General features: G+C 66.0%; 19 protein-coding genes. 11 read left to right on the forward strand and 8 right to left on the reverse strand.

Features of this window, described 5'->3' with window-relative positions; genetic code table 11:
* Positions 1-16: 16 nt before the first annotated feature.
* Positions 17-793, reverse strand: a complete 777-nt coding sequence (locus tag ACP7EY_RS01915) for a 5'-3' exonuclease (protein ID WP_426190042.1) — start codon at positions 791-793, stop codon at positions 17-19.
* A 27-nt stretch (positions 794-820) separates the two neighbouring features.
* The gene (locus tag ACP7EY_RS01920) at positions 821-1,492 is read right to left on the reverse strand and encodes a glutathione S-transferase family protein (protein ID WP_426189885.1); all 672 of its coding nucleotides are present in this window, start codon (positions 1,490-1,492) and stop codon (positions 821-823) included.
* A gap of 123 nt (positions 1,493-1,615) precedes the next feature.
* Here ACP7EY_RS01920 and ACP7EY_RS01925 point away from each other — a divergent pair, with 123 nt between their 5' ends.
* From ACP7EY_RS01925 to ACP7EY_RS01940, 4 genes are all read left to right on the forward strand, one after another.
* Positions 1,616-3,559 carry a CocE/NonD family hydrolase gene (locus ACP7EY_RS01925; protein ID WP_426189887.1) on the forward strand — a complete coding sequence of 648 codons (1,944 nt, stop codon included), beginning with the start codon at positions 1,616-1,618 and terminating at the stop codon, positions 3,557-3,559.
* Positions 3,560-3,626: 67 nt separating this feature from the next.
* Positions 3,627-4,403: a hypothetical protein gene (locus tag ACP7EY_RS01930; protein ID WP_426189888.1), complete on the forward strand. Its 777-nt coding sequence runs from the start codon at positions 3,627-3,629 to the stop codon at positions 4,401-4,403.
* Positions 4,404-4,405: 2 nt separating this feature from the next.
* Positions 4,406-4,678, forward strand: a complete 273-nt coding sequence (locus tag ACP7EY_RS01935; RefSeq protein WP_426189890.1) for a helix-turn-helix domain-containing protein — start codon at positions 4,406-4,408, stop codon at positions 4,676-4,678.
* Between the two features lie 112 nt (positions 4,679-4,790).
* Positions 4,791-6,254, forward strand: coding sequence for a S41 family peptidase (locus ACP7EY_RS01940; protein WP_426189892.1), 1,464 nt, complete (start codon positions 4,791-4,793; stop codon positions 6,252-6,254).
* Here ACP7EY_RS01940 and ACP7EY_RS01945 read toward each other — a convergent pair whose 3' ends face one another.
* From ACP7EY_RS01945 to ACP7EY_RS01955, 3 genes are read right to left on the reverse strand one after another with little or no spacing between them, the layout of a single operon-like run.
* Positions 6,255-6,506 (reverse strand): DUF6587 family protein, encoded by a 252-nt coding sequence (locus ACP7EY_RS01945; protein ID WP_426189894.1) that lies wholly within the window; start codon positions 6,504-6,506, stop codon positions 6,255-6,257. It abuts the gene before it with no gap.
* Complete coding sequence (gene feoB, locus ACP7EY_RS01950; protein ID WP_426189896.1) at positions 6,503-8,386, reverse strand: ferrous iron transporter B; 1,884 nt, start codon at positions 8,384-8,386, stop codon at positions 6,503-6,505. The genes ACP7EY_RS01945 and feoB overlap by 4 nt, the downstream gene beginning before the upstream one ends.
* 6 nt (positions 8,387-8,392) lie before the next feature.
* Entirely contained in the window at positions 8,393-8,662 is a 270-nt protein-coding gene (locus tag ACP7EY_RS01955; RefSeq protein WP_426189898.1) for a FeoA family protein, read from the reverse strand.
* 324 nt (positions 8,663-8,986) lie between these two features.
* Between ACP7EY_RS01955 and ACP7EY_RS01960 the strand changes: the two genes are divergently transcribed.
* From ACP7EY_RS01960 to bfr, 3 genes are all read left to right on the forward strand, one after another.
* Positions 8,987-9,217, forward strand: a complete 231-nt coding sequence (locus ACP7EY_RS01960) for a (2Fe-2S)-binding protein (protein WP_426189900.1) — start codon at positions 8,987-8,989, stop codon at positions 9,215-9,217.
* A 2-nt stretch (positions 9,218-9,219) separates the two neighbouring features.
* Complete coding sequence (locus ACP7EY_RS01965) at positions 9,220-9,915, forward strand: PepSY-associated TM helix domain-containing protein (RefSeq protein WP_426189902.1); 696 nt, start codon at positions 9,220-9,222, stop codon at positions 9,913-9,915.
* A gap of 69 nt (positions 9,916-9,984) precedes the next feature.
* A complete protein-coding gene (gene bfr, locus ACP7EY_RS01970) occupies positions 9,985-10,461 on the forward strand; it encodes a bacterioferritin (protein ID WP_426189904.1) in 477 nt (158 codons plus the stop codon).
* 53 nt (positions 10,462-10,514) lie between these two features.
* On the opposite strand, the gene ACP7EY_RS01975 is transcribed toward bfr, so the two are convergent.
* Positions 10,515-11,471, reverse strand: a complete 957-nt coding sequence (locus tag ACP7EY_RS01975; protein WP_426189905.1) for a PfkB family carbohydrate kinase — start codon at positions 11,469-11,471, stop codon at positions 10,515-10,517.
* Positions 11,468-12,076: a glutathione S-transferase C-terminal domain-containing protein gene (locus ACP7EY_RS01980; protein WP_426189907.1), complete on the reverse strand. Its 609-nt coding sequence runs from the start codon at positions 12,074-12,076 to the stop codon at positions 11,468-11,470. The genes ACP7EY_RS01975 and ACP7EY_RS01980 overlap by 4 nt, the downstream gene beginning before the upstream one ends.
* A gap of 147 nt (positions 12,077-12,223) precedes the next feature.
* Between ACP7EY_RS01980 and purB the strand changes: the two genes are divergently transcribed.
* The 4 genes from purB (at position 12,224) to ACP7EY_RS02000 (ending at position 15,516) form a co-directional block, all read left to right on the forward strand.
* Complete coding sequence (gene purB / locus ACP7EY_RS01985) at positions 12,224-13,603, forward strand: adenylosuccinate lyase (protein ID WP_426189909.1); 1,380 nt, start codon at positions 12,224-12,226, stop codon at positions 13,601-13,603.
* A gap of 169 nt (positions 13,604-13,772) precedes the next feature.
* Positions 13,773-14,297: a cytochrome b gene (locus ACP7EY_RS01990; protein ID WP_426189911.1), complete on the forward strand. Its 525-nt coding sequence runs from the start codon at positions 13,773-13,775 to the stop codon at positions 14,295-14,297.
* Between the two features lie 67 nt (positions 14,298-14,364).
* A complete protein-coding gene (locus ACP7EY_RS01995) occupies positions 14,365-14,916 on the forward strand; it encodes a YceI family protein (protein WP_426189913.1) in 552 nt (183 codons plus the stop codon).
* Positions 14,917-14,943: 27 nt separating this feature from the next.
* Entirely contained in the window at positions 14,944-15,516 is a 573-nt protein-coding gene (locus tag ACP7EY_RS02000) for a YceI family protein (protein WP_426189915.1), read from the forward strand.
* Between the two features lie 253 nt (positions 15,517-15,769).
* On the opposite strand, the gene ACP7EY_RS02005 is transcribed toward ACP7EY_RS02000, so the two are convergent.
* Positions 15,770-16,891 carry a hypothetical protein gene (locus ACP7EY_RS02005; protein WP_426189917.1) on the reverse strand — a complete coding sequence of 374 codons (1,122 nt, stop codon included), beginning with the start codon at positions 16,889-16,891 and terminating at the stop codon, positions 15,770-15,772.
* Positions 16,892-16,950: the final 59 nt, after the last annotated feature.

The raw sequence follows: 16,950 nt of genomic DNA on the forward strand, positions 1-16,950 counted from the left end.
ACGGGTCCCCCTTTATTCAGTGTGCCGCCAGGGCCAGCATGTTCCATGTCACCCCCAACTGTACGTCCGTCTTGAGCCGCACCAGCTGGCGCGACAACATCAATATCGTGCGCTCGGCACGCAAGCGCTCGCCCAGCGGCGTTTTCAGGATACCGGCCCCCGCCAGCACCGCGTCGACGTCGCCGTAAGCGTTGAGCAGCTTGGCCGCCGTCTTCATGCCCACTTTCGACACCCCCGGCACGCCGTCGGTGACGTCGCCCATCAGCGCCAGCAGGTCGGGCAGCAGTTCGGGCGCCACCCCGAAGCGCTTGCGCACCCAGGCGTCGTCGTGCCACTCGCCCTTGAAATGGTCCCACACCAGGGCGCCGCTGGCGATCAGGCAGTGCAGGTCCTTGTCGGTGCTGGCGACAATCGCCTCGCCGCGCCCCTCGGCCAGCCAGCGCAGCACGCCGGTGCCGATCACATCGTCCGCCTCGACCTCGGGCACGCACACCACGCGGATACCGCTGGCCGCCAGTTTCGCATGAAAATCGGGTAAGGCGTCACGTAAAAATGCGGGCATGGGCGCACGCTGTTCGCGGTAACGGGGATACAGCGCGTGGCGCCAGGTTGGCCCGCCATGGTCGAACGCGACCAGCACGTGGCTGGGATCGTGCGCTTCGAGCAGGCGCCGAAACGACGACAGCGCATGGCGCAGGGCGAGCGCCGCCTTCTCGTGCGAATCGGGTTCGGGACTGGCCTCGTACACGCGGCGCACGATATTGAGGCCGTCGATGGCGAGCAGCTTGCCCATCGCGGCCGTCATGGCAGGCACGGACACTTACTTGGCATAGGCGTACTCGCCGCCCCGTTCGAGCGCGCGCTGGTAGGCCGGGCGGGCGTGGATGCGCGCCAGGAAGTCGCTCAGCTTCGGGTAACTCTTGTCGAGTCCGCCACGGGACGCCGACGCTTCCAGCACGAAGCTGATCTGGATGTCGGCGGCGCTGAACGCTTCACCGGCAAACCAGGGCGACTGCTGCAACTCGGCCTCGAGAAAATCGAGGTGCGCCTTCAGGTTCGGCAGCACGTAGCCGCTCTTGACCTTCTGCGCGATGCCGCGGGCGACCGGCTTGACGAAGAACGGCATGGGGCTCGTTTCGATGCGGTCAAACACCAGCTTCATCAGCAGCGGCGACATCGCCGACCCCTCGGCGAAATGCAGCATGTAGGTGTAGCGGCGCTTGTCGGGGGTGCGGGCCGGCGGCACCAGGCGGCCGTCGCCGTAGGTCTCGAGCAGGTATTCGATGATGGCGCCCGACTCGGCGACGGTGACGTCGCCATCGGTGATGACGGGCGACTTGCCCAGCGGGTGGATGGCGCGCAGTGCGGGCGGCGCCAGCATGGTGGTGGCGTCGCGCTGGTATTTCTTGATCTCGTAGGGCAGGCCCAGTTCCTCGAGCAGCCACAGGATGCGCTGCGAGCGCGAGTTGTTCAGATGGTGGACGACGATCATGGTCTCTTTCAGCCTGTGGGAAGGTGGCCAGCTTAACATTTTACGCCCCGCCTGTGCCTCGGCAGACGCCCCCTCTTGCGGTAAGATGAAGCCGCCCCGCCCCCCTTCAGAAACGGAGTTTCAATGTCGCGCCGAATCAGCCCCCGTCGTTCCCTGCTCTGCCTGTCCGCATTGTCGCTGTTGTCGATGGCGCTGCAGGCGCCCGCGCGCGCCCAGCTTGCCGCCATGGCGCCCGACATCGGCGCCGCCAAATTCGAAGCGACCCTGCCCGGCGCTGACTACACGCGCCAGGTCGTCATGATTCCCATGCGCGACGGCGTCAAGCTCTACACCGTGATCGTCACGCCCAACAGCGCGCAGACCAGCGCCCGCGCGCCCATCATGCTCACCCGCACCCCGTACAACGCGGCCCGCCGCGCCGCCCGCAACGTCAGCCCCCGCATGGCCTCGGTGCTGCCCGAGGGCGATGACAATTTCGTCGCCGCCGGCTACATCCGCGTGTTCCAGGACGTACGCGGCAAGCACGGCTCGGAGGGCGACTACGTGATGACGCGGCCCCTGCGCGGCCCCCTCAACGAGACCGCCATCGACCACGCCACCGACGCCTTCGACACCATCGACTGGCTGGTCAAGAACCTGCCCCGGTCGAACGGCAAGGTCGGCATGGTCGGCTCGTCCTACGAGGGGTTCACGGTGCTGATGGCGCTGGCCGACCCGCACCCGGCACTGAAGGCGGCCGCGCCGATGAGCCCCATGGTCGACGGCTGGCGCGGCGACGACTGGTTTCATAACGGCGCCTTCCGCACCAATAACCTCGACTACGCCAGCGGCCAGACCGGCGCGCGCGGTGAAGGGGCGCGCCTGGCCTCCGGCATCTACGATGACTACGAGGCGCAACTGCGGGCCGGCTCGGTCGGCGACTACGCGCGCCAGTCCGGGGTCGACCAGCTCAGCTTCGTGCGTAAACTCTTCGAGCATCCCGCCTACGACAGCTTCTGGCAGCACCAGGCGCTCGACCGCATCCTGGCCGAGCGGCCGTTGACGGTGCCGACCATGACGATCGTGGGCCGCTGGGACCAGGAAGACATCTACGGCGCCTACGCCAGTTACGCGGCGATGGAAAAGCGCGACACCACCAACACCATGAACCACCTGGTGGTGGGGCCGTGGCGCCACAGCGGCGTCAATTACGATGGCAGCAGCCTGGGCGCCCTGAAGTTTTCCGGCGACACCGCCGCGCAATTTCGCCGCGACGTCATGCAGCCGTTTTTCGACCAGTACCTGAAGGATGGCGCACCGGTGGCGGCGACCCCGCCCGTGTGGTCGTACGAAACCGGCAGCAACCAGTGGCGGCGCCTGGCGCGCTGGCCGCTGGCCGCCGCCAGCACGCCCCTGTACCTGAAAGCGGGCGGCCAACTGGGGTTTGAGCCGCCCGCCGCCGGCGCCGCCGCCTTCGACGAATATGTGTCCGATCCGGCCAAGCCGGTGCCGTTCGTGCAGCGCCCCGTGCGAATGGGCGACGCCAACGTCTGGAAGCCGTGGCTGGTGAGCGACCAGCGCGCGTTCTCCGACCGCCCCGACGTCGTCAGCTGGGTCAGCGCACCCTTGAGCGCGCCGCTGCACATCGCCGGCCAGCCGCAGGTGACGCTGTTCGCCGCCACCAGCGGCACCGACGCCGACTGGGTCGTCAAGCTGATCGACGTCTACCCGGACGAAGTGTCGACCCAGCCGGAGTTGGGCGGCTACCAGCTGGGCATCGCCATGGACATCTTCCGCGGCCGCTATCGCCAGGGCCTGGACAAGGCGCTGCCGATCAGCGCCAACAAGGTCGAACCGTACCGCTTCGCCCTGCCCAACGCCGACCACGTGTTCCTGCCCGGCCACCGGGTGATGGTGCAGGTCCAGTCCAGCTGGTTCCCCCTGTACGACCGCAATCCGCAGCGCTTCGTGCCGAACATTTTCCATGCGAAGCCGGGCGATTACCAGAAGGCCACCCAGCGCATCTACCATGCGGCGGGGATGCACAGCGTGATCGACCTGCCGGTGGTGGGGGCGCTGCCCCGCTGACCTCGTCGGGCAAGGGTAAAATCGGGTTTTCCGTTTTTCGTGGTCCCCGATGATACGCTTCGGTCCGATGAGCATTGTGCTGCTGTGTGGCGCGCTGTATAGCGTCATGTGCGCGGCCATGCTGTGCTGCATTCCCGTCAACCGGCCCGCCAACCGCCTGCTGGCCGGCCTGGTCGGCGTGCTGGCACTGTACGGCGCGCCCTACATCATCGGTTACGCCGGTTACTACGACGCCTACCCCTGGCTGTCGTTCGCGCCCTACAAGGCGACGCTGGCGATCGGCCCCCTGCTCTACCTGTACCTGGCCTGCCTGCACGCCGGCGGCACCCGCCTGCCGGCCCGCTGGGCCCTGCACCTGGCGCCCGCGCTGCTGCAAGTGCTGTACTACAGCGTGCTGTTTGGCCAGCCGCTGGCATTCAAGAACGACTGGGACGCCAGCGTGCACCGGCCCTACCTGGACCCGCTCGAGACGCTGGCGCTGCTGGCGTCGCTGGCGCTGTACTGGCTGCTGGCGCTGCGCCGCCACCGCCAGGGCGGCGGCCATGGCGAATGGCCGCGCAAGCTGCTCGTCGCCACCGGCCTGACCATCCTGTTCTGGTTTTTGCTGACCGGCGCCGAACTGGCCTGCTCGGGCCTGAATTACTTCCAGCGCTTCCCTTTCTATATGTGGCTGGCCATCGTGGTGGGCTATCTCGGCACCGACGGCTACCGCCACGGCGTGGTGCCGTTTCCCATCCCCGCGCCGGCCATGGCGCCAGCGCCAGCGCCCGCCGCCCCGGCCGTGCCAGACCTTGCCGCGCTGGGCCAGCGCTGGCGCGCCAGTGGTGGCGCGATCCCACCCTGAGCATGGCCAGCCTGGCGCGCCAGCTGGGGACCAATACCAGTACCCTGTCGCGCGCCATCAACGACGGCCTGGGCGTCAATTTCAATGAGCTGATCAACCGCCTGCGTACCGACGCCGTGCTCGCCGCCCTGCAAGGGGACGACGAGCGCCGCCCCCTGCTCGAGATCGCGCTGGCGGAAGGGTTCAACTCAAAGGCGAGTTTTATTCGCGCCTTCAAACTGTACACGGGACAAACGCCCAGCGCGTACCGGCAGGGCCTGGCGCCCCCCGTCTGAAGGTCGGACGCGTCGCAAATCCCGTATTTCAGAGGCGCACGACGGTTTTGCGACGCCGGGCGCGGGCCCCGGCACTACAGTGGGGCACCATTCCACCACCTGAGAGCCGCCCATGCCCGTCCGCTTTTTCCACGCCACTGCCGGCGCCCTCGCGCTGCTCCTGTCCCTCCCGGCCGCCGCCGACAGCTTGACGGCCGAGCAGGCCAGGCGCGACGCCGACATCCTCGTCAGCGCCCTGCGCACGCTCCATCCGGCGCTCGACAAGTACCGCAGCGACGCCCAGGTCGACGCCGCCTTCGCACAGTTCCGCCAGCGCGCCGGCCAGGCCCGCACCAGCAGCGCCATGTACCTGGCGGCGACCGAACTGGCCGCCTCGATCCGCTGCGGCCACACCTGGACCAATGTGCTCAACCAGCAGGGCGCCATCAAGCAGCGACTGCTGGAGACAGCCGACAAGCTGCCGCTGACCATGACGCTGGTGGAGGGCCGCTGGCGCGTGCTGGCCAGCGCCACGCCCGCCATCGCCGCCGGCGAGGAAGTGGTGACGATCGACGGCCACGCCAGCGCCGCGGTGGTGGCGGCCATGCTGCCCTACCTGCGCGCCGACGGCGCCAGCGACGGCAAGCGCCTGCGCCAGCTGGACCATGACCGCGGCGACCTGAGCATGATGGACACCGTCTGGCCGCTGCTGGCGCCGCCACGGGAGGGGCGCTACCAGCTGACGGTGCGCGGTGGCGACGGCGCCGTGCGCAGCGTGACCGCCGACGCCACCACGCTGGCGGCGCGCGCGCAGTCACTGCAGGCGCAGGGGGTGGCGCCGCCGTCGCAGGCCTGGCGCCTGCGCATCGACGGCGATGTGGCCGTGATGACCTTGCCCACCTTCGCCCTGTACCGCGACACATTCGACTGGCGCGCCTTCTTCGCCGACAGTTTTGGCACACTGCGCGCGCAGCACGTCGCCCGCCTGGTGATCGACATCCGCGCCAACGAGGGCGGCGACGGCGCCATCGGCCTCGAACTGCTGTCCTACCTGGTCAACACGCCCGTCACGTACGTGTCGGACCAGTCGGTGACGATGGTCGAGCGGGTGCCTTACCAGCTGGCGCGCTACCTCGACACCTGGGACTTCGGCTTTTTCGACCGCACGGGACAAGTCGACCGAATCGTCGATGGCCCGCAGGCCGGGCGCTGGCGGTTTCGCCCGAACGCCAACCGGGCGCACACCATCACGCCCCGTGCCGCGCGCTTCACGGGAGCGACCTGGTTGCTGGTGGGGCCGGAAAACAGCTCGGCGACGTTCGCGCTGGCCCAGCTGGCGCAGCAGACGGGCGCGGCGAAACTGGTCGGCCAGAACACCGGCGGCAATCAACGGGGCCTCAATGGGGGCCAGCTGGCATGGGTGAACCTGCCCCATTCGGGCGTGGCGGTCGACATTCCCTTGCTGGCGTCGAGCTACCGCGCCGACACGCCTGACGCCAGCGTCACCCCGGACCTGCCGGTGCGGCGCAGCTACGCCCTGCAGGCGGCCGGGCGCGACCAGGAGCTGGAGGCGGCGCTGGCGGCGGGCCGCCCTTGATCAGCGGCGCACGATCTTGATGACGTGTTCGGTGGGGGCGCCGGCGGCCGGCGTTGCGCACGACTTGCAGGTGTCACAGCCGCTGCCGCAGCCGGAGGCGGTGTCGACCCAGTTGGCCAGCCGGGACGGCCTGGTGCCACGCCCGCGCAGCGCATACACGAGTTTTTCGCGCCAGCCGGCCGGCAGGTATTTGCGCGCCACGTGGAGGGCGGCGGCGACGACGATCAGGGCGACGATCAGGGTTTGCATCATGACAGTGCCAGCGCCACCCGGTAGGTGATGAAGGAGGCGATGTAGGCCAGCGCGAACATATAGGCCGCCATGATCAGGGGCCAGCGCATGCCGCCCGTTTCACGCCGCACCACCGACAGGGTCGACAGGCACTGCGGGGCGAACACATACCACGCCAGCAGAGACAGGGCGGTGGCCAGGGTCCACGACTGGGCGATGATGGGGGTGAGCGAACTGGCCAGCGCTTCGCCGCTTTGCGACAGGGCGTAGACGGTGCCGAGGGCGCCGACGGCCACTTCGCGCGCGGCCATGCCGGGCACCAGCGCGATGCAGATCTGCCAGCCAAAGCCGATCGGCTCGAAAATGACGGCCATGCCACGGCCGATCATGCCGGCGATGCTGTAATAGATGGGCGGCTGGGTGGCGCCGTCCGGCGCGCCGGGAAAGCTCGACAGGAACCACACCAGCACCATCAGGGTGAGGATGATGGTACCCACGCGCGAGAGAAAAATGCGGGCGCGCTCCCACAGGCCCAGCGCCAGGTTTTGCGGGTGCGGCCAGTGGTAGCTGGGCAGCTCGAGCATGAGCGGCTGCTCGTGCGACGATCCCATGCTGCGCTTGAAGAAATACGCCACCGCCATGGCGCTGGCGATGCCGGCAAAGTACAGGGCGAACAGCACCAGCCCTTGCAAACTGAAGCCGCCCCAGACCTCGCGCGCGGGAATGAAGGCGGCGATGATCAGCGCGTACACGGGCAGGCGCGCCGAGCACGTCATCAGGGGCGCGATCATGATGGTGACGAGGCGGTCGCGCGGATTCTGGATGGTGCGGGCGGCCATGATGCCGGGGATGGCGCAGGCAAAGCTCGACAGCAGCGGAATGAAGGCGCGCCCCGACAGGCCGACGCCGCCCATCAGGCGGTCGAGCAGGAAGGCCGCGCGCGGCAGGTAGCCGCAGTCTTCCAGCGCCAGGATAAAGAAGAACAGGATCAGGATCTGCGGCAGGAACACCAGCACGCTGCCGACGCCGCCCAGGATGCCCTCCACCAGCAGGCTGCGCAGCATGCCCTCGCCCATGTGAGTGGCGAGCAGCTGGCCGAGCTGGTCGACGCCGCCCTTGATCGCCTCCATCGGCGGCGCCGCCCAGCTGAACACGGCCTGGAACACCAGGAACATCAGGGCCGCCAGCAGGATGGGGCCCAGCACCGGATGGAGCACGACCTGGTCGATTTTTTCCGTCAGGTTGCCCGTGTCGTTGGCGTGGCTGACGCAGACGTCAAGAATGCGGCGCACTTCGCGCTGGGTGTCTTCGACCGAGACGGCGTCGATGGCCGACAGGGGCTTGACGCCGCCCTGGGCCGCGGGCATCAGGTCGAGCGCGCGCAGCAGCGACTTTTCGCCGCCGCTTTGCACCGCCACCGTTTCCACCACCGGCATGCCCAGTTCGAGCGCGAGCTGGTCGGCATCGATCTTGATGCCCCGCTTGTGGGCGACATCGACCATGTTCAGCGCCAGCACCATCGGCAGGCCCAGGCGCTGCACTTCCAGCACCAGGCGCAGGTTCAGGCGCAAGGTGGTGGCGTTGACGACGCAGACGATGGCGTCGGGCGCCTGCTCGCCGGCGCGCAGACCGGCCACCACGTCGCGCGTGATCGCTTCATCGGGGGTGTGGGCCGACAGGCTGTAGGCGCCCGGCAGGTCGAGCACGCGGTAGGCGCGCCCGGACAAGGAGGTAAAACTGCCTTCCTTGCGCTCGATGGTGACACCGGCGTAGTTGGCCACTTTCTGGCGCGCGCCCGTGAGGCGGTTAAACAGCGCCGTCTTGCCACAATTCGGATTGCCCAGCAGGGCGATCAGCGGCGTGCGCGGGTCGACCTGGACCCGCCGTTCTACTGCTCCCATAGCCGCTTATTCCGCCTGTTGTTCCGGTTTGATCGACACCAGCGCCGCTTCGAAGCGGCGCAGTGCGAACGTTGATTCACCCACCTTGATGGCCAGCGGCCCGCCCTGCACGCCGCGGCGCAGCATGCGAATGCGCTCGCCGGGCACGAAACCGAGTTCCATCAGCCGGCGCGCCACGTCGGCGCCACCCTGCGCACTGGGCGCGAGGTGAATGACGGTGCCGCCCTGGCCTGCCGGGAGGGTATCGAGCGTGGTCAACTGCGAGACGAGGGTCATGGTGGGCTTTGTGGGTGAAACCAACTAAATATAAAGAATGTACGCAGTGCCGCGTTGCCACGACATACTAGCATCATAAACCTAAATGCGAATAATTTCCATTTGCGTTCCTTTCCCCGGCATGACATGGTGGGGCGGACGCGACAAATCGCAAGCCCGGCGCCCCGCGCGCCAGTCTGCGCCGTGCACAAGACGCACAATCTGCTTGCAATGGCTGAAAAAATGGGTGAGAATCTACATCGAAATGATAATGATTCTCATTTTAGTAATCAGACAAGGTGCCGGCAAGGGCCGCTCTGGCCACTTTTCCCGAAAGGCTACAGAATGATCGTTTGTGTTTGCAATAACATCTCCGACCGTGAAATCCGCCAGGCCATCGAGCTGGGTATCACTTCGATGGACGAGCTGCGCCGCGATCTTGGCGTGGCCACCTGCTGCGGTCAATGTGCCAGCTACGCCGAGCAGGTCCTGCAGGCGCACCTGGGCCAAGCGGTCGAGGTCGTGACCACCGTTGCCATCACCGAACTGCATTTCCGCACGCGCCAGGCTGCCTGAGCTTGAGCGCAACGATTACCCCCCTCCAGCGTGACACCGCGCGCGCGCCTGCCGCGCCCCAGCGCGACAAGGCCCAGCATGGCCGCAAGGCCAGCCTGATCAAGTGGCTGCGCAAGACCCACGGCTGGATTGGCCTGTGGGGCGCCGCGCTGGGGCTGCTGTTCGGCACCTCGGGCATCTTGCTCAACCACCGTGCCCTGCTGAAAATTCCCGCCGTCCAGAGCCAGGAATCGACCATTCAGGTGCCGCTGCCCACGCCCGCCCCGCGCGACGCCGACGCCATGGCGCTGTGGCTGAAACAATCGCTAGCCATCGCCGCGCCCGCCACCCGGGTCAAGGCCGACAAGGCCAAACCGGTGGCCTGGGGCGACGCCGCCGTCGTGCAACCGGCGCGCTGGAGCGCCGCGTTCATCACGCCATCGAGCAATGTGCAGGCCGAATACTGGGTCGGCAACAACTTCGTCAGCGTCAAGCGCACCGACACCAATGCCTTCGGCGTCATATCCAATCTGCACAAGGGCTCGGGCATGGGGGTGGGCTGGATCTTGCTGGTCGACACCCTGGCCGGCTCCATCATCCTGCTGTCGATCACCGGTGTGCTGCTGTGGGCCTTGATGAGCAAAAAGCGCCTGGTCGGCACCGCCATCGGCACCGTGGCCGTCTGTTCCATGCTGGGCATCGCCGCGGCGTCCTGGTAAGCAAATTGTGTCCCTGCGCGCCGCGGGTTTGCTATGATTGCCTCTATTCTCATCCAAAGAAAGCATCCCATGAAGGGCGACCCGACCATCCTCCGCCTGCTCAACGCGCAGCTGACCAATGAACTGACGGCCGTGAACCAGTATTTCCTGCACGCGCGCATGTACCGCCACTGGGGGTTCGACAAGCTGGGCAAGAAAGAGTACGAAGAATCGATCGGCGAAATGAAGCACGCCGACAAGCTGATCGACCGCATCCTGATGCTCGACGGTCTGCCCAACCTGCAGGCGCTGCACAAGCTGCTGATCGGCGAGAACACGGAAGAAATGCTGGCGGCCGACCTGGCGCTGGAACGGGCCGCCCACGTGACGGTCAAGGAAGGCGTTTTTGAGTGCGAAAAAGTGGGCGATTACGTCTCGCGCGAACTGTTCCTGCTGATCCTGGACGATACCGAAGAGCACATCGAGTGGCTGGAAACCCAGATCGACCTGATCGCCAAGGTGGGCATCCAGAACTACCTGCAAAGCCAGATGGGCGAGCACGCGTAAAGGTACTGCATGAAAAACAAAAGCCAGCGATGCTGGCTTTTTTTACGTTGGCGTCAGCCGGCTTTCCACCTGCTCACCCATTTGTCATAGAAGCCGATATCGCGCGGCACGCCGCCGCTGACGGCGCAGATGGCGCCGGCAAATTCGTTGGCGCGCGACAGCGTCGTTTCCAGCGCCCAGCCACGCGCGCGGCCCAGCAGAAACATGGCCGCGAAGGCGTCGCCAGCGCCGACCGTGTCGATGACGAAGGGGGGCGCCGGATTGTCGCGGTGGACGATCAGTTGGCCGTCGGCGCCGAAATACACGGACCCCCGGTGGCCGAGGGTGAGGATGAGCCCTTCGAGCTGAAATTTGTCGAGCAGGGCGCGGCAGGCGGCGCGCACTTCTTCGCTGGCCAGCGGGGTGCCGGGCGCGATCTGAAAATACCATTGGAACAGCGATTCGAGCTCTTCCTCGTTGAGCTTGACGATGTCGGCGGCGTCGAGCGAGGCGCTCACGCAGGCGCGGTCGACCTGGTTTTCGCGCAGGTTCAGATCGAGGAAACGGCTGGCCCCGGTCGCCGCCAACAGCGTGCGCAAGGCCTCGCGCGAACGCTGCGCGCGCTGGGCCAGGGTGCCGAAGTACAGCGTCGAGGGCGTCACCGCCCCCATCGCCGCCAGCGCCAGCTGCGGATCGATGAAATCGTAGGCCTGGCGCGGCAGGATGACGAAACGGTGGCCGTTGCCACGCCGCTCCACCAGCACCCGCCCCGTCTCTTCCATGGCATCGATCTGCAAGCCCTGCTCGCTCATGGCGAAGCGCTCGAACTCGCCCCGCACCACCGCGCCGTTGCGGTCGCTGCCGATGCGCGTGATCATCAAGTGCGGCGCCATGAAGGCGGCCAGGTGACGCGCCACATTGAAGGGCGCGCCCCCCACCAGTTGCTCGGTGACGAAATCGTCGACCAGCGCCTCGCCGAAGATGACGGTGGTGGCCGCTGGCGGCGCCTTGCCGATGTTCAGTTCGCTCACTGCGGCACGCTGTCTTTGAAGGAGGCGCGCTCGGACAATTTGTCGAACAGGCGCGCCAGGTTGGGGTAATCGGCGCGCCAGTCGATCTGCGGAAAGCGGAACGCCAGCCAGCCCAGGCAGCAGCCGACGGCGACGTCGGCCAGCGTGTAGTGATTGCCGCCGCAAAACGGCGACTCGCCCAGCTTGGTCGACATCACGGCCAGGCCCCCGTGGACCTTGCCCATCTGGCGCTCGATCCAGGCGCTGCTTTGCTGCTCGGTGGGGCGCAGGGTGGTTTCCAGGCGCACCAGCACGGCGGCGTCGAGCACGCCGTCGGCCAGCGCTTCCCACACCTTGACGTCAGCGCGGTCGCGCCCGTTCGGGGGCAGCAGTTTGCACACGGGGGTGAGGGTGTCGAGGTACTCGGCGATGACGCGCGAATCGTACAGGGCGCTGCCATCTTCCATCACCAGGCACGGCACCTTGCCAAGCGGGTTCGACTGGGCGATCGTGGTGTCGGCGGCCCACACGTTTTCCAGCTCAAACGCGCAGTCGAGCTTTTTTTCGGCCAACACAACGCGCACCTTGCGCACGTACGGACTTGCAACGGAACCGATGAGTTTCATACGTACTTATGAGTAAAAGAGTAATAGCCAGTATAGCATCGGCGTCCGCGCCGCTGGCCTGCCAAACGGGCTACTGATGTCCAGCTGCAACATGGGACCTGCCCTGCCGCCGGTGGTAAAATCGGCGTTTTGCTCACGCCTGCCGCCATGACCTCTACCGCCCCCCAGTTCACCCTTTCCGCCCTGTCCCCCCTCGACGGCCGCTACGCCGCCAAGACCGACAAGCTGCGCCCGATCCTGTCCGAAGCGGGCTTCATGCACCACCGCGTCAAGGTCGAGATCGCGTGGCTGCAAGCCCTGTCGCAGGCCGGTTTTGCCGAAATCAAGCCATTTTCGGCAGAGGCCAGCGCCCTGCTCGACAAGATGGCGGCCGACTTTACGGAACAGCACGCGGCCCGCATCAAGGCCATCGAAGCGGTCACCAACCACGACGTCAAGGCCGTTGAATACTGGCTCAAGGAACAGGTCAAGGACGTGCCGGAACTGGTCGCCGCCACCGAGTTCATCCACTTTGCCTGCACCTCCGAAGACATCAACAACACCTCGCACGGCATGATGCTCAAGGCGGCCCGCGACGGCGTCATCGTGCCCGCCCTGCAGGCGGTGATCGACAAACTGCGCGAGATCGCCCACACCAACGCGGCCTTGCCGATGCTCTCGCGCACCCACGGCCAGACCGCCAGCCCCACCACGCTGGGCAAGGAGTTCGCCAACGTCGTCGCCCGCCTCGACCGCGCGCTCACGCGCATCAAGGCCGTCGAGATGCTGGCAAAAATGAACGGCGCCGTCGGCAATTACAATGCCCACCTGTCGGCCTACCCCGACTTCGACTGGCCGGCGTTTTCGAAAAACGTCATCGAGCAGCGCCTGGGCCTGACCTTCAATCCCTACACCATCCAGATCGAGCCGCACGATTACATGGCCGAGCTGTTCGACGCCATCGCCCGCGCCAACACCATCCTGCTGGACCTGAACCGCGACATCTGGACCTACGTGTCGCTGGGCTACTTCAAGCAGCGCCTGAAAGCGGGCGAAATCGGCTCGTCCACCATGCCCCATAAAGTCAACCCGATCGACTTCGAGAACTCCGAAGGCAACCTGGGCATGGCCAACGCGGTGCTCAAGCACATGGCGGAAAAATTGCCCGTCTCGCGCATGCAGCGCGACCTGACCGACTCGACGGTGCTGCGCAATATCGGCGTCGCTTTCGGTTACGCCCTGCTGGCCTACGACAGCTGCCTGCGCGGCCTGAACAAGCTCGAAGTCAATGCCGCCCGCATCGAACACGATCTCGACGCCAACTGGGAAGTGCTGGCCGAACCCGTGCAGACGGTGATGCGCCGCTACGGCGTGGAAAACCCGTATGAGCAGCTGAAAGAACTCACGCGTGGCAAGGGCATCTCGAAAGACGCCCTGCGCGAGTTCATCGGCACCCTGGCCGTGCCGCAGCAAGCCAAGGATTTGCTGCTGCAGATGACCCCGGCGAACTACATCGGCATCGCCGCGCAACTGGCCGCGGCCGTGTAAGCTTGCAGGCAACATCGAACACGGGAGCGCCCACCAGGCCGCTCCCGTTTTTTTTTCGGCGGCGCTGCGGTATGCTTGCCACACGATGAAAATTTAACACTCGAACACGCCCGGCCGTTTTGCGGTACTATTAGTCCTAACACGTACTAAATACCCCGAGGACCCGCCCATGCAACGCTATACCCGTACCGCCATGCTGCTGCACTGGCTGATCGCCGTGCTGATCATCGGCGCATTCACGCTGGGCGTGATCATGACCGACATCCCCGGCTTTTCGCCGACCAAGCTCAAATACTATTCGTGGCACAAATGGGCCGGCGTCACCGTGCTGGGTCTGGCCGCGCTGCGCTTGTTGTGGCGCCTGGCGCATCCGGCCCCGGCCTATCCGGTGAGCATGAAAACCTGGGAAAAGGCGGCGGCCCACCACCTGCACCTGCTGCTGTACATGCTGATGTTCGCCGTGCCCGTGTCCGGCTATTTGTATACCCTGGCGGCCGGCGTGCCGGTGGTGTACTTCGGCGTGCTGCCGCTGCCCGTGTTCATGGACGCCGACCCGGCCTTGAAACCGGTCCTCAAGGCCGTCCATTACTGGCTGACCATGGGCATGGCCGCACTGGTGGCAGCGCACGTCGGGGCCGCCTTGAAACACGCTATCATCAACCGCGATGGCGTCATGCGGCGCATGCTGCCGTAAGCGCTGCCGCCGTCACTGCTGCCACCATCACTGTTGACCCGATTTTGTTGCCACCCCAGGAGACTGCATGAAATTGTCCACGCTCGCCCCGCTGTCGCTGTTGACCGTCGCCCTCATCGCCGCTGCCGCCCCCCTCAAAACCGATACCGCCAAGAGCAGCGTGTCGGCCACGTTCAAACAAATGAACGTGCCGGTGGAAGCGAAGTTCAAGAAATTTACTGCCAACGTCGACTACGACGCCGCCAAGCCGGAACTGGCCAAGGCCAGCGTCGAGATCGACACGGCCAGCCTGGACCTGGGCGAAGCGGAAATGAACAAGGAAGTGGCGAAGAAAGAATGGTTCAACGCCGCCCAGTTCCCCAAGGCCACGTTCGTGTCCTCGTCGATCAAGCCGGCCGGTGCCGGCAAGCTGACCGTGGCCGGCAAGCTCACCATCAAGGGCAAGACCACCGATGTCGCCTTTCCCTTGACCGTCAAGGCCGACGGGGGCAAACAAGTGTTCGAAGGCGCCGTGCCCATCAAGCGGCTGACCTACAACATCGGCGAAGGTGAATGGAAAGACACCAGCACCGTCGCCGACGAAGTCATCATCAAATTCCGCGTGACAGCGGCGCAGTAAATCAACCATCCATCAAGGGAAAAAAGCATGAACATGAAATTTTTGATCGCCACTCTCGCCGCCAGCATCGCCGGCGCTGCCGTCGCCGCACCGGACACCTACATGATCGAGCCAGGCCACACCTATCCGAGTTTTGAAGCGGACCACATGGGCATCTCTATCTTGCGCGGCAAGTTCACCAAGACCAGCGGCACCGTCGTGCTCGATCGCGCCGCCAAGACCGGCTCGCTCGATATCACCATCGATGCCAGCACCCTCGACTTCGGCAATGAAAAGCTGAACGGCCACGCCAAGGGCCCGGACATGTTCGACGTCGCCAAGTTCCCTACCGCGACCTACAAATCGACATCGATCACCTTCAAGGGCGACGCCCCGGCCACCGTCAATGGCGAACTGACCCTGCATGGCGTGACCAAGCCGGTGGTCCTGACCATCAACAAATTCAAGTGCATCATGCACCCGATGTTGAAGCGTGAAGTGTGCGGCGCCGATGCGTCGGCCACCTTCAACCGCGCCGACTTCGGCATCGATTACGCTGTCAAGATGGGTTTCAACCCGGAAGTCAAACTGGCCATCGAAGTCGAAGCCGTCAAGCAGTAAGCAGTGAGCGGCGGCCGCTTGCGCCGCCCCATGCAAAAAGCCCCGCATCCTCTTGGGATGCGGGGCTTTTTGACTTGTTACAGGCCGAATTTACTTAGTGCCTATCCCAGTAGATTGGAGTCGCTGCTGCCGCGCCTGGCAAGCGGGGGCGGCGTTGCTCGTCGTTGCATGGCTAGCCATGCGGCCTCCTCGCGCCTAGCCCGCGCTTGCCAGTCATCGCCATCCGCTTCCTCCCCTCTACTACGATAGCCACTTAGCGGGGAGCGCCATTGGCGTCGACGCGGTCCCAGGCGGCGCGGGCCGCCGAGCGGGCATCGTACCAGGCCAGGCGCGAGGCGCCCTTGCTGCGGTTCCAGTCGTCCGACAGGGTGTTTTCCACGCTGTCGAAGGTCTGACCTACATAACGGCCGCGGCTGTTGTAGCCCAGCTGGTAGGCCGGCGCGTAGTCATCGTAGCTGTATTGCGACGAATAATACGGGGCGCTCGTGTGCGCCGCGAGCCAATATGCATCTTCTTCCTGCGGGTTGACCACGCTGCCGGCCGCATGGCCCGCCGCGCCGCCCGCGAAGGCGCCAATGGCAGCGCCAGCGGCCATGCCGATGGGGCCGCCCACGGCGCCAATGGCGGCACCGGTCGCCGCGCCAGCGCCAGCGCCCACGCCTTTGGCCAGGTGGTGCTCGTCGAGGTCGTCACCGGACTTCGGGTTGACCACTTCGGCGGCGCCCTTGCCCGCCAGGCCGCCGGCGATGCCGCCGATGGCAGCGCCAGCGAGGGTGCCGACAGGACCGGCCACCGAGCCGATCGCCGCACCGGTGGCGGCGCCGCCAGCGGCGCCGATGCCGGTGCCGATGATGTGTTCACCGGCGCTGTCGCTCCAGCTGCGCTCGACGTAGGCGGCGTCGTCGTCCGAGCGGGGCGTCACGCCCATCAGGATGCCGCCGTTCTTGATGCCTTCTTCGTAGTGCACGACGCGCTCTTCGGGGATGCCGGCGCCGATCAGGGCGCCCACCAGGCCGCCTGCGACGCCGCCGGCGCCCGCGCCAGCCAGTGCAGCGGCGATGGGGCCGGCCACCACCAGGCCGATCCCGGGCAGCACCAGGGTGGTGCCGACGGCGGCGATACCGGCCAGTACGGCGCCGATGGTGCCACCGATGCCGGCGCCGATCCCGGCGCCTTCAGCGGCTTTGCTGCCCAGCTCGGTGTCGGTGTCGGCGAAATGGGTTTTGCGGGTGTCGTCCGACATCATCAGCGTGACGTCGTCCTTGGAATAGCCACGGTCGGCCAGCGAGTTATAGGCGCGCTCGGCGCTGTCGCGGTCACGGAACAGGCCGGTAACCATGCGGGAATCGTTGTTGCTTGTCTCGTAGTTACTCATGTCGTTTCCTTCTGGGTTGATTTTTGGTAAAGGTCCCGCGCTAACAAACGCGAAGTTTG

It is taken from the genome of Massilia sp. DWR3-1-1 (assembly GCF_049898325.1).
Lineage (GTDB): Bacteria > Pseudomonadota > Gammaproteobacteria > Burkholderiales > Burkholderiaceae_D > JAFCUW01.